Consider the following 15,131-nt stretch of genomic DNA (forward strand, 5'->3'; position numbering starts at 1 on the left):
GATCAGTTGGTCAATACTGTTTCGTGTTTAACTATTTTTGGATATTGTTCAACCTGATGACAACCGAATTACTATTGAAGCATATTGCCCGTCATGTTCAGCTTACTGCGGAAGAAGAAGATTATTTTGTATCCCTGCTTCACTTTAAAAAGATCAAAAAAAAGCAATTTCTTTTCCAGGAAGGAGATGTTTATTCAACTACCAGTTTCGTAACAAAAGGGTTGCTTCGCCTTTATTCTATCGACAAAAATGGGTTTGAACATATTTTGCAATTTGCTCCTTCCGGTTGGTGGATAGGTGACATGCACAGCTTTCTGAAACAGCAGCCTGGCACCTTAACTGTTGATGCCATTGAGGACAGCGAGATCATTTTAATGCAAAAGCCGGATCTTGACCAGCTTTATGCACGGGTACCCAAGTTTGAACGATTTTTCAGGATACTGGCTGAAAATTCTCTAGCCACTTACCAGCATCGGCTTGTTAACAATCTCAGTTTGCCGGCGGTAGAACGATACAATGCGTTTTGCCAACTATATCCCTCGCTGATACAAAGCCTTTCGCAGAAATATGTTGCTTCGTATATCGGAGTGACGCCGGAGTTTTTGAGTAAGATGCTGAGCGGACCATTGGGAAAAAACACTAAATGATGTATCGGTAGAAAGGGTAAACTCGTTTAAAATAACTAAGAGATGAGAAAAATAATACTAAACCTCGCCGCATCATTCGATGGCTTTATTGAAGGACCAAATGGTGAAATAGACTGGATTGTATTTGACCAGGAGGGTGGCTCAGAACTAACTGACTTTCTCCAGGAGATTGATACCGTTTTGTATGGCAGGGTGAGTTATGAGATGTGGGGCAGTTACAATCTTACCGACAGCAACTCCGATTTTGAAAAGAGTTTTTACGGGGCTTTAGACAACATGAAGAAATATGTATTCTCTTCATCAAAAGATAAATTTGACGGCAATCCAATAGTCATAAAAGACAATATCGCAGAAACCATCAGCGAGTTACAACGACAACCCGGAAAAAATATCTGGCTATATGGTGGCGCGGCACTGATCTCCACCTTTATGAATTTGAATTTAATCGATGAATTCAGAATTGCTATAATGCCCGTGATCATTGGAAAGGGTAAGCCATTGTTTAAGGAGATCAATACAAGGCTAAATTTGAAACTGGCGGGCGTTAAGACATCCCACTCTGGGGTTATGCAGGTTTGTTACAAAGCAGTTAAATAATATTCATTCGGAATGAGTATTATTTAATCGGCTTGTTGAATACCGGAAGTAGCAAAGTTATAAGCACCCTTTTGCTATTAATTATAATCCAATTTTAGCTTGATTTAATTCACTTTCCTATTACCCCCTTTAACCAAAGTTCGACAGGATGCCTCAAGGCTTAGCGATTTATACGAGCTACGCATTCGTTTGGTTAAGCAGTACTTTTTGCACTTTTTAATGATACTATTTCAACAATCTCTATGCTTATTTCCGCAAAGACAACTGCCGGTTTCAGACCGATAATTTTTCTTAACCTACATTAAGTTTTTGACTTAATCTACATTATTGGAGAACGGGTTTGTCAGCCGGTATTTTTGTGCCTCATTTAAGGAGGATTTATGAAAAAAACAGAAATACTGGTTGTAGGCAACACAAAAGAAGCGGTTGAAAAAACAGTTGGCATTCTTAGCGCAAGCGAGGAATGGAGCGGAGTGGAGGCATTCAGCGATGAAGAGGCTATCACAAAATTTCAGCAATATCAAATTGACATTGTCCTGCTGACAAAAGACGTGAGCGATGCCCAGGAAAAGAAACTAAGGAAGCTATTCTCTTTTCAGAACCTGGATACAATAATCACCCGGGTTGAAGGCAATGATGAAATAACATTGCACAATACGATCAATGATATTTTGGAAAAAGAAAAAGCCGGAAGAAAATTTTCATTTGTGCTAATAGATGATGCCTTGAAAAATGCCGGTTTGAATATCCGGGTACAGTAAAAAAATGACTTAAAAAATAAAGGAGTAAAATGAAAAAACAAATCGAAAAAATAGTTCCACGGGCTGCAAGGCCGGGTATGGTAGGTGACGGTTTCAGGGTTTTCAATTATATACCCGGTTCCATTGATCAGCGAAGAATTAGCCCTTTCCTGATGCTGGACTTTAATGCTGAATATGATTTCGGCCCATCCAACAAAATCAGGGGCGTTGATGTGCATCCGCACAAAGGTTTTGAAACGGTGACCATAGCATACAAGGGCAGTGTAGCTCATCATGATAGCACGGGTAACATTGGTGTGATTAATCCGGGTGATGTGCAATGGATGACAGCCGGCGCCGGTATTCTTCATAAGGAATACCATGAAGAGGAATTTTCTAAAAGAGGCGGACCATTTGAAATGGTACAGCTTTGGGTGAATTTGCCAAAGAAAGATAAATCAACGGCGGCTCATTACCAGGCCATCACAGCCAGTCAAATGGGCAAGATAGAATTGCCCGGTGGCGCAGGAATAATAAATGTCATTGCAGGAGCAATAGGAGATGTAAAAGGCCCGGCCAGCACCTATTCACCAGTTAATCTTTTTGATATAAAATTGAAAAAGGAGGGTGAAGTGACAACAAGTATTCCTGCAACACACAACACGGCGTTGTTGGTGATCAATGGGGCTATTGAAGTAAACGGCGAAAAAGCTGCTGAACATAGTTTTGTTTTATTTAAAAATGACGGCGAAGAAATTGTTATCAAAGCTGAAGAAGATAGTGTGATCTTATTGCTCAGCGGTGAGCCCATCAATGAACCAATTGCCAGCTACGGTCCGTTTGTCATGAATACGCAGGAGGAAATATATGAGGCGATACAGGATTTCCAGGCTGGCAAATTTGGTGTGTTAAATTAGAAAGTAGTTGTCAGTTAATTGTCATGCTGAGCTTGTCGAAGCATGACAATTAGGCCGGCAGGACAATTTTAATAAGATATTTATTCATTCCGAGAAATTTGTTTATGCAAAAGAAAATTGATCACATTCTCACAGGCAGGGAAAAGCAGATTACTAAAGAAGAAATAGTATTACAACCGCTGCCGCATAAGGATTTTCGCTTCGCCAATCCGTTTATTGTTATACACCATTTAAAACCAGAAACGGTAAAAGCAGGTGCGGAGTTTCGGATTCACCCGCATCCGCATCGGGGCTTTGCGCCTGTTACTTTTATGTTGCAGGGCGAGGGTTATCATAAAGACAGTGCTGGCCATGACGCTATTATAAAAGCGGGCGAGGTACAATGGATGTTTGCGGGTAAAGGCATCCTGCACAGTGAGGGGCCTTCAAAAAAAATGTTGCAGGAAGGTGGTGTACAGGAGTTCATACAGCTTTGGATCAATGTACCCAGGGCTTTTAAATGGAACGAACCTTCATACCAGCAGGTTTCAAAGGAAGAACAACCAATAGTGATGGAGCAGGAAGGAGTGCAGCTTCGTCTCGCCAGTGGAAGTTATGATGGTAAGACAGGACCTTTAAAAAGTTTTACACCTGTTGTTTCTATTGCCGGAGCAATAGAAAAAGGGAGGAGAGTTCAGTTTGATGCCACACCGGGATATTGGACCTTGTTATACGTTGCTAAAGGAAAATTATGTGTAAACCAGGAGACAGTCGATCAATACCAGCTTGTAGTGTTTGAAAAAGATAATGAGGAAATATTGGTGTCGGCGGAAGAAGATACGACAATTCTTTTTTTATCGGCTGAACCTATCGATGAACCCGTTGCAGCGAAAGATAATTTTGTGATGAATACACAGGAAGAAACAGAGCAGGCTATTGCGGATTATAAGAATGGTGTGTTTGGACAATTAGAATATTAAGTCTGAACCGTGAGTGGGGTAGATTTATGGGATTAAGAGGATATTTCCGTTTCCCATAAATCCAATTTATCTCCTATCATTCAGTTCAGATAATTTTAAAATTTCAATAAGGAAACTTTACCATCCATGGTTGTTACAAGGAGTTGATTGTTGGCGACCGGTAGCAAATTGGTGATTAAACCATTGGATGTTTTATGTTTCCATAAAGTTTTTCCGCTCATCCTGTCAATCGCAACCGTTGTTCCCGATTGTGTAGGAACAAAAACGATATTGTTGTTTTCTATGATGGCGGTAGGACTGATTTCGTAACCCAAATAAACATCACTTTTCCAAACCGGTGACATTTCATTGGCTGATGTAGAAATTCCATACACATTTCCATCCATTGTTTTTACAAATACCAGGCTGCTATCTTTTGAAAGTCCCATTGATTCTCTCACCCGTAAGTCAGGCATTTGTTTTCGCCAGATCACATCGCCGGTATTGGCATCAAATGATGTCATATATCGATCCGGTGCAACAATAAAAACCCGGCTGCCGGTTGCCACGGGGAAACAGGCTGCCGGAGACAGCATCCTTCCCGAACTTCCATTATTCCATTTCCATCTTAGCTTGCCTGAAGTAATATCGAGGCAATAAAAATCATTGTTCCAGCAACCAAAATAGATTTGATTATTGTAGATGAGTGGCCGGGTAACAACAAAGCCTTTTACTTCATTAAAATCCCAGTGAAGCTTTCCATCTTTTAAACCAATAGCACGGAAATGCCCGTCTGATGCGCCGATATACACTACACCATCCCTGATCAGCGGATTTCCTAATACTGCTTTTTCTGCCTGCAACTTCCATAGCATTTTGCCCTTCTTCGCATCCAATGCATAAATAAAGTTGTCAGACGATGCGGTGACAACAATATTATCGCTTACAGCAGGTATGGCATATATTTTACCCTGGGTAAAATATTTCCAAACGGGTTTGCCATTCTTTTTGTTCAATGCTACTACTTCGCCATTTGTATTGGTAACAAATATCAACTTATTGTTAGTGGCTGTCCCCGAACCAATATCGCTGTTATCCTGGTAGGTCCATTTTTCCTTTACACCGGGAAAGGCTTTATTGATGTCATACGAGGGACGATAGTACGATGCAGTTGAATTTTTGAAGTCAAGGTTTTTTATTTCAACAGTGGCCCAGGCTGGTTTTGTTTCAACGCCGGGTGTTCTTTCCCGGTAGCTGACGGTGTTGTTTTTAATCGTTACAATATTATAACCGCCAATTTCTTTTTTTGCCCGAAGATTGGAACGGCCCATTACTGCTGGAATGCCTTCAAAGTTTAATTGACGATTAGCATGACCATGTCCACAAAGAATCAATTGAATATTTTTTTGTTTCAACCGGTCGATGGCTTCAAACCAATTGTTCAATGAAGAGTCTTGTGGATAATGATTGACAAAAATGATCGGCTTATCATCGGCAACTTTTAAAATCGAATCGAGCCATACAATATTTTCCCGCGGAATTTGTCCGGGGCTCATACGCATATTGGGTCCTGAGTGAGTGCCGAGAAAAAGGTATTGACCAGCTTTGAAAGAAAATGTTTCACTACCAAATATTTTTTTAAATGTATTGGAGCCACTTTCAGACCAGTTGCTATCATGGTTGCCGGGCACAATGTGCCAGGGTTTATTTAAGCTATCGAGAATTTGTTTGGCTAATTTAATTTCTTCATCCGATCCAAACTCGGTGATATCACCAGAGATAACAACAAATTGGATTGTTGGATTTTCATTGATGTCTTTGACGGTTCTCCGAAGATCTTCAGCACCGGTGGCGCTGCCAATATGGGTATCGGAGAGATGGACAAAAGTGATAGGGTCCTGTGAATACGCTATTCCAACCAGCAATATGACAGTAGTAAAGAAGGAGAGTAGCTTTTTCATTGCTTACAAGAATTATAGAAAAGAAAAATCGGGAGCTTGTAGACTCCCGATTAATAAAAAATGAATTCTTACCAGCCTGTTGTCTGTGTTAGTTTAAACCCTTTTTCCTCGTATTGAATTATCTGTGATTGTCCAACAGGAGCCAGGTATGAACGATCGGTAAAAGCATTTCTGTTTTGTGCATTCTCAACCATCCAAAAACCAACCATCTCACTTGCGTTAGTGCCATCATATGTTACAATAGTGCCGTCAATTTTCTTTACTCTCACTTTCCCTTTGTTAGCGGTCGTAAGATAGCTGGGTATCTCTGCTTGTACATTTATCCACGGTCCAAGAAAATAATCCGGGTTGGTGCTAAAGTCCATGTTGCTCAGTTTTTTCCATCTCTTCAGGTCTAACAGCCTGGTGTGTTCAAATACAAATTCCATTCTTCTTTCACGACGGATTTCCCAAATCAATGCAGGTACATCTGCATCGCGGGATGGATCATTAGGCATCGCAGCAAGAAGTAACGGAGCTGTTTTTTGTACTCCTTTTGCAATGGCGGCTGCATCTAACGGGCGACTACGGATGGCATTCACGGATTTGTCGAGATCGGCCTGGGTAACAGCGCCGCCTCCGAGGTATTCAGCCAATACTGCCTTTGCTTCGATCCAGTTCAGTACAACTTCTGCCAGGCGCATAACAGGAGCATCACTGGTATTGGTGTTACTTCCCCATGCCGGAGGATACGTTTTTCCAATAAAGGTTATCGCTTCCCTTGATGCAAACTTATATCCATATAAAAGAGTAGCTGATGAAGCGAGAGGTTTATCTATAAATGAAGCTTCAAAGCGGGGGTCTCTTGTTTTCGCTAAATCAGCAATCACAAAACTAGATGCATTTGCAATGGCAGAGTTTTGCCATACATTTCCATCATTCGCTATAAACGACTTAATCAAAACCAGGTTTGGATCCACTCCAACCGTCTCGGTTCCGTTTGAATAAGAACCAATACAATGCGTTATATTCAAAGCTGCGTCATATACCCTGTAAAGAAGTACTTCGGGATGACCGGCCAGGCTTTCGGTTGCGAATAAAGATTTAAAATCACGGGTAAAATTATATTTACCGCTGTTCATCACAATTTCAGCCGCTTCCACCGCAAACTCCAGGTATTTTTTTGCTCTTGCTGCATCTAAGCCGTGATAGTGTTGATATGTTCCTTCAAATAACATAAACCGGGAAATAAATGCAGCTGCAATATTTCTGTTTAAAAATTGAGTCCCGTCATTTTCCCGGATATTAGCGAGCACATATTTGAAATCATCATACACTTTATCCATGACAACGCCCCTGTCATCCCGATCTTTGTATAAAGTGGTTAAATCAGTATTTAGAACCTCCTTATCAAAATAGGGTACATCTCCAAACACACTAACTAATCGGCTATACTCAAATCCCCGGAAAAATTTTCCAACGGCCATCCAGTGTTTGTAAGCATCTTCAGAAATTTTAGGCTTTACTACATTCTCGAGGCGATCTAGTAAGATGTTTGATTTGCGTACCCATGCAAAGTCCCAGGTGGGACCAGCATAACTGGCCATCCATGCCGCGGATTCCAGGGTAGACCCGCGTGAAGTAGGAACACTACTTTCAAAACTTGACTGGACATTTTTACTGGTCAAATCATCGGAGAAAGTATATCCTCTTACGGGAGTATAGTCCGCAGTAAACGAAGTGTTGTAACCATTAAAATAATTGGCATAAAACGCATTTGCATACAGGCGAACATCATCTTCGTTTCTCCAGAAACCCGGCCCGTCAATCACCTCTGTAAGAGGCGGACGATCCAGTACTTTCTTATTGCAAGAAAGGAAAAATAAGCAGGCTAACAAGCTGTAAAAGCTATAGAGATATTTTAGATATTTCATTATTGTTTTTTTAGAAGTTCAGTTGAAGACCGAATGAAACACTCTTAAATGCGGGGATTCCCATGGCGGTACGACCCGAGTTATAATTAGACTCATTCCACATAGAATAACCACTGATGGTTTCAGGATCGATTGGCAGATCTCCTAAGTGATCCCAGGTCATGATGTTTTCGAGACCCACATATACCCTGCATGAGCTGATCCAGGCCTTTTGAATTACCGACTTTGGCAGGGAATAACCCAGCGTAAGGTTTTTGAGCCTTAAATAGGCCATGTTTAACAAGTATCGATCCTGTATCTGCATGTTGTTAGCTGTATTGCTATTGGCATTATTATAAGCCGCGGGATAGAATGCTCCCGTATTGTCCGGAGTCCAGAAATTACCGGCAATTGCTTCAGGCATTGCTCCATCAGCAGAGTTATATCCGGGAATTGCCAAAAGCCCATTCCCCCATATCTGGCGGCTTCCCACTCCCTGGAAAAAAGCACTGATATCAAAACCCTTGTAGTCTGCTCCTAATCTGAATCCATACTCATAGCGTGGATTGGAATTTCCGATTACTTCAAGGTCTCCGTGATCTGCCAATGTTCCTTTCCCGTTATTGATTTCGCCATCACCATTCAAATCCTTAAACTTGACGTCGCCGGGACCAAAACGGAAGTTGGCTGAGTTTTGTAGAAATGCCTGGTAAACTGGTTTTTTCCCGTCTACGGTTTTTAATTTGTAGGCTTGCCGTCCTGCGTAAAGAGCACTTTCTGCTGCTGTGAGCGTAATGAGTATCGGCTTTCCACTTGCATCCAACTCAAAGTCATCTAACTGATATAATCTGTCTGTACGATATCCCCAGATTTCGCCGATGTCTTTACCATTGTAGTTACTAGTGACCTGTGTGCCCGATCCATAAGAAGTCAAGATTGTTTTTGCGTCAGAAATATTTACTCTTGCATTAATACGAAGCCCATTGCTGAAGGTATGGTTGAAATCAACTGATAATTCCCAACCTCTTGTTTGCAGTGAGCCGTAATTTCCAAGGGGAGCACCCACGCCAAATGTTAAAGGAATACCTTCTTGCGGAACGATCATATTATTCGTGTTTCTTTCAAAGAGATCAAAAGAAACGTTGACCTTATTCTTTAACAGGCCAATATCCACTCCGATATTTTTACTTACAATATCCTGCCATTGAATATCTGCATCAATCGCAGCGGGTGAACCTACGTAGTTTACTCTGGCTCCATTAATCCAGGTAGATTGTCCGGTGGCCATAATAGGCATGTATAAAGAATTTGGCACACTTTGATCACCAATAGAACCCCAGGAAGCCCTGAACTTAAGAGAATTGATTACAGGTTTTGTCCATAACATAAAGTTTTCTTCGCTGGCGACCCAACCGGCAGATACGGAGGGATACCATCTCCACCACAAGACTTCGGGGAATTTTGAAGAGCCATCATAACGTAAATTTCCTTCTACGAGGTATTTGTTTTGGAAAGCATAATTGATACGTCCGAAATACCCTAACTGCGATTCCCATCTTTTATCCCCATCAACAGTTTGTGTGCCGATGCCAAAATCAAACTGGGGGTTTGTAATATCTATCAGGTTGGTGATTTGAGACGATTGCCATTCGGTAGTTGCTGTTACACGATTGATACCAAGGATAAACTTAAATGCATGATCCTCCTTTAAATTCAGGCCATAAGTTGTATAAGCATTTATTGTATGGCTGAAAAAGTTTGTAGCGGTCCGGGCAAAATGATCCGGATTCGATCCTAAGGCAGTGTATGTGTCCTTCGAAAGATCAAAAGCTGGAAACGCACCAGGCGTTGTTTTGGGTACTGCCAGCCCTTCATTATTTACATAAACTGTATCGCTATTTTCGTTCAACCGTATTTTGGGAGCTACCCAGGAGTTCCTTGCGGTAAATCTTGTTCCTGGCCTCTTCCAGGTTTCATCCTGGTTGGAAAAGGTATAATCGAAATCTACTTTCCAATTGTTGGTGATATTGACCGTTGCTCCCAGGTTAATGTTAGAATACCTTTGTAAAATGTTAGCTGTGTTCGCCGCAGCAACTTCACTTTCAGGGCTGCGAATGGGATCTCCATTTTCATCCTTGCCTAACGGATATAATGAGCTCCACCTGTATAAATAATACCATGGGTCGGCAGTTGTAGAGTTGGTAGCATAAGCATATTCTTTATTTCTTCTTGAATACAGCGCTCCTCCGCGAATAGTAACGTATTTATTAAGCTCACTGGATATTTTTAGGGAAATATTGTGGCGTGTGAAATTATCCGATTTCGCCGGTTTCAACATGCCACTTTGATCGAGTAAACCTAAACCTATGTTATAGGAAGTTTTTCCCTGTGTAAGACCTACAGACAAATCGTGCTGTTGAGTGGGCGCCCATTTCTTAACCATATAGTCATAAGGATTATATGTCCTGACACCCATTTTTTGAGTATTTGAGGCTCCCCGAACATACCAGTCTCTCCCAAAAACAGTAGGATCATCTGGCCCGATGGTGTTGCCATATTTTTCCTTCCAGGCCACGGCTTTTTCATAGCTTTCCCTGTCCACAAGGTAAAATGCGCCTGTCGGCGTGGTAATCCCAATCCTTTCTGCAGCCATTACGGTATATTTCAATCCATTTACATCAGCCATTTTGAGGTCTTTCCATACATTTTGGAGAGAAAAATTGTTCGAATAATTTATTTGGGGCTTGCCGCCAGTTGCACCTTTTTTTGTAGTGATCAATATAACCCCAAACGAAGCTTTGGCTCCATAAATAGAGGCGGACGCCGCATCTTTCAATACTGTAATAGACGCGATATCACTCGGATTTACTACCTGAATACTGGGTATTTCCACATTGTCCAATAATATTAAAGGAGAGCTCCCACCCTGTAGTGATCCCAGCTGTCCTCTTATCTTGATAATCGGGTCAGACCCTACTTCACCGCTGGGAATAATTACACTAAGACCAGACGCCGCACCCTGCAACCCTCTTCCCACATCTGCTATTGGCCTGCCTGCTAATGTTTTCTTAACATCAATTGTAGAAACGGCTCCTGTTAGATTAGTTTTTTTCTGTGTACCATATCCTACTACCACAACATCACTTAATGTCTCCTGTTGTTGCATAAGAGATACACTCATTGAGTTTCCTTCACCAACAGCAACTTCCTGTGTTGCAAAACCAATTGATGAAAATTGAAGTGTTTGTCCGGTACTCACTGAGATTTGAAAATTGCCAGAAGCATCGGTTTGTGTTCCTGTCTTCGTGTTTTTTACAATGATGTTGACCCCCGGAATTGGAGTCTTGTCATTAGCCGATAGCACCGTTCCCAGTATGGTCCGTTCCTGCGCATGTAAGGCTGGCAGCAGGAAAACAGTCACAAGCAGGGTGGCTGCTATAAACCGGAGAGATTTTCTCATGGCTATTTTAGTTTTAGTGTTTAAAAAATGGTTCTTATAATATGTTTACAATAATTGAATTCCTGCGTTAGCATAGGGTCTCAATATTGGATCATCCGGATTGAGTTCAGTGATCAATACATCGATCTTATCCAACGGGCAAATCTGTATAGGTTGAAATGTGTTGATCTTTTCTGCAATGGCCAGGCACACTACTTTTTGAGAGGATTCAATCATTGCTTTTTTCAACTGCACCACTTCCCAGTCATTGTCGGTTACACCGTTGTTGAGATCAAGGGCATTCGTGCCGAGGAAACAGATATCGGCTTTCATCTGTCTTACTTTGGAAATTGCTTCGGAACCGACCGTTATTTTGGAGCTTTTAGAAACCCGGTCGCCGATCAGGATCACTTCGATATTGGGATGATCCATGTATTCAAGAATAGCGGCGATGCTTCCGGAAACAAAAGTGGCCTTTAACTCACCTGGCAACAGCCTGGCCATTTCCACAATGGTGGTGCCTCCACCCGTTAATACAAACATGCCATCACTGATCAGCGCAATGGCTTTTTGCGCAATTACTTTTTTTTGATCCTGGGAATAAACCCCGTTGCTGGGAATGTGAACATTGCTAAACGAACGGGAGAGGGCTCCGCCGTGAACTTTTAGCAGTTTGCCTTCCGAAGACAATTCCTGGAGATCCCGGCGGATGGTATCTTCCGACACATTGATTTCAAGGCTGAGCGAAGAGGAGAGAACCTTATTGTGAAGATTGACCTGTTGTAAAATATAAGACTGCCTTTCTTTCTTAAGCATAAGCATGCGTTAGTTGTTAAAGAAGTCTAAATATACGGGAAGAAAGTGCAACAAAACGCACAAAGTTGAAAAGATGTGCATTTCTTAAGCCTGATCAATGCCAAATTATGCGGTTTTGTAACCGGGGCTTTATCGAAAAATAATAAACCCCGCAGTTTAGCGGGGTTTAAATAAAAGATTATGCGTTTTTATTTTTAGAAAGTAAATCTTGCTGTAAAGCCGACTGCTGCCGGTTCGAAGTTGATATCACTAACCAAATTGAGTTCGGGTTTCCAATCCAATGATAAATTCAACGGAAGATTCGTGAATTTATAATCCAGGCCAATTACACCCTGTGCCCCCACGTTAACATCCGTCTCGTTGCGGTTTTTATTGGGGTTCCATGTTTTTACAAAGCCGAGGTAGCCACCCCCGCCATAAAACCATTGCAAACCTTCTGAACTAAATGGCTTGTGCACTTCATATAAAGCTCCAATGGCGAGCGGATCACCAAATGAAAATAATGCTTCGATGGCCGATCGTTCATTTAAAAAATGTTTCAGTGAAATAGAATTATTAACCATGGCCTGGCTGCTGCTTAACCGTACACCCACACCTGTTTTATAGGATTGAGCAGAAACAGAGGTGGTAAAAACAATGGCAGCAAGAAAAAATGAAACGGATATTATTTTTTTCATGGTGATTTATTTTGTTGTTATTGAACGAAAAATAATGCCAGTAAAGTTTAAAAGAAATGCAAAAGTCAGATAATATATCTGATAAGACAATTCAAAAACTTCTAACCCTTGTTTCCGATGGCTTTTTTTTGACACAAGTTGCGATAGCCTAAAATGTTCTCCGATTAAATTACCAGTGCTTTTCACTTCTGAACCTGAAAATCTTCATACACTATTTTTCTTCCTTATTTTTACAGCTATGGCTTTAATTATCATTATTATTTTCATTTTAGGTTATGCAGCAATTGCATTTGAACATACAATCCGCCTTAATAAAGCAGCCTCCGCACTGGTAACCGGTGTTCTTTGCTGGACTGTTTATATACTCTTCACGGAAGATAAAGAAGCGGTTACAGAACAATTATCGCATCACTTGGGTGAGCTATCGCAAATATTGTTTTTCCTGATGGGTGCCATGACTATTGTAGAACTGATTGATGCCCACGATGGCTTTGAAATTGTTACGAGCAAAATAAAAACCACCAGCAAAAAAAAGTTAATGGTGATAATAGCGCTGCTTGCCTTTTTCTTTTCAGCTGTTCTGGATAATTTAACCACTGCAATCGTAATGGTTTCATTGGTTCGAAAACTGGTTGCTGATAAAAATGACCGGTGGATGCTGGCCGGCCTGATCATCATTTCGGCAAATGCAGGTGGAGCATGGTCGCCTATAGGGGATGTAACGACGACTATGCTATGGATAGGAAATCAGATAACAGCCGGTAACATAATTGTAAAGTTGTTTATTCCCAGCTTTGTATGCATGCTTATACCATTATTGTGTATGCGTCTTGTGTTTAAGGGAAACGTGACAAAACCGGAACAGCAATTTGGCGACAATAATTCGCTGACACCAAAAGAGATCAAACAAAGGAATATTGTTTTTTTTTCAGGATTATCTATACTCCTAATGGTTCCGGTTTTTAAAACGGTTACACATTTACCTCCTTTTATGGGTATCCTGGTCGGCCTGGGGCTGATATGGATCATTACCGAGATTATTCATAGTGAAAAAGACGAGGCCGACAGGAAAAATTATACAGTTGCTTATGCACTAAGAAAGATTGACACCTCAAGCATTCTTTTTTTTCTTGGTATACTGCTTGCCATTTCGGCGCTGGAATCAATAGGCCAATTAGCACTTGCTTCTTCATGGATGGATAAGACCTTAAAGGATCAGAATATAATTGTGATGAGCATTGGGTTATTCTCCTCCATAATAGATAATGTTCCTCTGGTTGCCGCCACGCAAGGTATGTATGATCTCAATACCTATCCGACAGATCATTACTTATGGGAATTTTTGGCCTATTGCACCGGCACAGGAGGAAGTGTTTTAATAATAGGCTCGGCAGCGGGCATCGCAGCAATGGGTTTGGAAAAAATTAATTTTATCTGGTATCTTAAAAAGATAGGCTGGCTGGCTTTGGCCGGCTACTTTGCAGGAGCTATCGTCTATATTCTGCAACACCAATTATTTGGCTAGAAAACAAGTAAACTGATTAAGATCGATAAGGTTCGTTATGCATAATCTGTTAAGTTTTCAGCCTAAAAGAAAATTGTTGAAATATTCTTCCGGTTCGTTGTGTTTGCAAGAGTGATTTAGTGCTCATTGGATTTCAAACAAGGTTTTAATAATCTTTGAAAGAAATCAATCCTCTCACAAATATCTTTCTCTTACAATCTTTTGATGATGTATGACATGACCAATAATGATAAAGCCAACGGCTAACACATAGTTCGGGGTATTGGAAGCTATACCGTTCGAGTCTAATTGTTCTTCGTCGAAAGAATTGAATAACAATTCTGAGGATCGCCTTACCACTTTAAATTCCTCTACCAGTTTATCCCAGCTTCTGGCATCAGCTTTGGCAGCGGCTGCAAAGTTGTTTTCATCAAAACCCGGGAGAGGAGTTGCATCTTTTCTAGCAAAACGGAGAGCACGGTAGGCAAAGACCCTTTCCGAATCTATAATGTGTTGCAACACTTCTTTAATGGTCCATTTGCCTTCGGCGTAGCGATAGTCATATTTATCGGGAGGAATTGTTTCCAGGAAACGGACAAACGAAACACTTTCTTTTACAAATGCCTCGGATAACTCATCTTCAGGTACAAGGTTAATATAATTGTGGTACCAGTTGCCAACACGGGAAAGATCGGGTCGCATATATATATATATATAATGTTTATTGTTTGACGCTTACGGTTAGTGGGGGAAAGTTAATTTTTTTTTCAGTAAACTCAGTTTGAGAGTCTGGGGAATATTATTTTTATTCAAAGCTTTAAATTTATATGATGACTACCGAAATACTGTTTGAAGAAATACAGGGTTCCGATAGGAAGAAAACAAGGAGTTTTTTTAAGGTGATGGCGGGGATTTTTGTATTGACTTTACTCCTTAATTTTTTATACACAATGGGAGCGTTGACGGATTTTCAACCTTGTTTTTGGTAGGCCTGTTGATATGC

Annotated in this window: 12 protein-coding genes; 6 read left to right on the forward strand and 6 right to left on the reverse strand. The window is 41.0% G+C overall.

The window, feature by feature from the left end; all coding sequences use genetic code 11:
• The first annotated feature begins 23 nt into the window (after positions 1–23).
• From ACFEL9_RS21760 to ACFEL9_RS21780, 5 genes are all read left to right on the forward strand, one after another.
• On the forward strand, positions 24–647 hold the full coding sequence (locus tag ACFEL9_RS21760; RefSeq protein ID WP_385894548.1) for a Crp/Fnr family transcriptional regulator: 624 nt from the start codon (positions 24–26) through the stop codon (positions 645–647).
• Between the two features lie 42 nt (positions 648–689).
• Positions 690–1,244 carry a dihydrofolate reductase family protein gene (locus tag ACFEL9_RS21765; RefSeq protein WP_385894550.1) on the forward strand — a complete coding sequence of 185 codons (555 nt, stop codon included), beginning with the start codon at positions 690–692 and terminating at the stop codon, positions 1,242–1,244.
• A gap of 380 nt (positions 1,245–1,624) precedes the next feature.
• Positions 1,625–2,005 carry a hypothetical protein gene (locus ACFEL9_RS21770; RefSeq protein ID WP_385894552.1) on the forward strand — a complete coding sequence of 127 codons (381 nt, stop codon included), beginning with the start codon at positions 1,625–1,627 and terminating at the stop codon, positions 2,003–2,005.
• A 29-nt stretch (positions 2,006–2,034) separates the two neighbouring features.
• On the forward strand, positions 2,035–2,901 hold the full coding sequence (locus ACFEL9_RS21775; protein ID WP_385894554.1) for a pirin family protein: 867 nt from the start codon (positions 2,035–2,037) through the stop codon (positions 2,899–2,901).
• Between the two features lie 104 nt (positions 2,902–3,005).
• Positions 3,006–3,860 (forward strand): pirin family protein, encoded by an 855-nt coding sequence (locus ACFEL9_RS21780; RefSeq protein WP_385894556.1) that lies wholly within the window; start codon positions 3,006–3,008, stop codon positions 3,858–3,860.
• A gap of 95 nt (positions 3,861–3,955) precedes the next feature.
• Here ACFEL9_RS21780 and ACFEL9_RS21785 read toward each other — a convergent pair whose 3' ends face one another.
• From ACFEL9_RS21785 to ACFEL9_RS21805, 5 genes are all read right to left on the reverse strand, one after another.
• A complete protein-coding gene (locus tag ACFEL9_RS21785) occupies positions 3,956–5,800 on the reverse strand; it encodes an outer membrane protein assembly factor BamB family protein (protein WP_385894558.1) in 1,845 nt (614 codons plus the stop codon).
• A gap of 68 nt (positions 5,801–5,868) precedes the next feature.
• On the reverse strand, positions 5,869–7,713 hold the full coding sequence (locus ACFEL9_RS21790; protein WP_385894560.1) for a RagB/SusD family nutrient uptake outer membrane protein: 1,845 nt from the start codon (positions 7,711–7,713) through the stop codon (positions 5,869–5,871).
• A gap of 10 nt (positions 7,714–7,723) precedes the next feature.
• A complete protein-coding gene (locus ACFEL9_RS21795) occupies positions 7,724–11,152 on the reverse strand; it encodes a SusC/RagA family TonB-linked outer membrane protein (RefSeq protein WP_385894562.1) in 3,429 nt (1,142 codons plus the stop codon).
• A 45-nt stretch (positions 11,153–11,197) separates the two neighbouring features.
• Positions 11,198–11,947, reverse strand: coding sequence for a DeoR/GlpR family DNA-binding transcription regulator (locus tag ACFEL9_RS21800; RefSeq protein WP_385894564.1), 750 nt, complete (start codon positions 11,945–11,947; stop codon positions 11,198–11,200).
• Between the two features lie 194 nt (positions 11,948–12,141).
• A complete protein-coding gene (locus ACFEL9_RS21805; protein WP_385894566.1) occupies positions 12,142–12,624 on the reverse strand; it encodes a hypothetical protein in 483 nt (160 codons plus the stop codon).
• A gap of 238 nt (positions 12,625–12,862) precedes the next feature.
• On the opposite strand from ACFEL9_RS21805, the gene nhaD reads away from it, so the two are divergent.
• Positions 12,863–14,149 (forward strand): sodium:proton antiporter NhaD, encoded by a 1,287-nt coding sequence (gene nhaD, locus ACFEL9_RS21810; RefSeq protein ID WP_385894567.1) that lies wholly within the window; start codon positions 12,863–12,865, stop codon positions 14,147–14,149.
• 174 nt (positions 14,150–14,323) lie between these two features.
• Here nhaD and ACFEL9_RS21815 read toward each other — a convergent pair whose 3' ends face one another.
• Positions 14,324–14,830: a DinB family protein gene (locus ACFEL9_RS21815; RefSeq protein WP_385894569.1), complete on the reverse strand. Its 507-nt coding sequence runs from the start codon at positions 14,828–14,830 to the stop codon at positions 14,324–14,326.
• Positions 14,831–15,131: the final 301 nt, after the last annotated feature.

The sequence above is a fragment of the Terrimonas alba genome, assembly GCF_042434975.1.
GTDB lineage: Bacteria > Bacteroidota > Bacteroidia > Chitinophagales > Chitinophagaceae > Terrimonas_B > Terrimonas_B alba.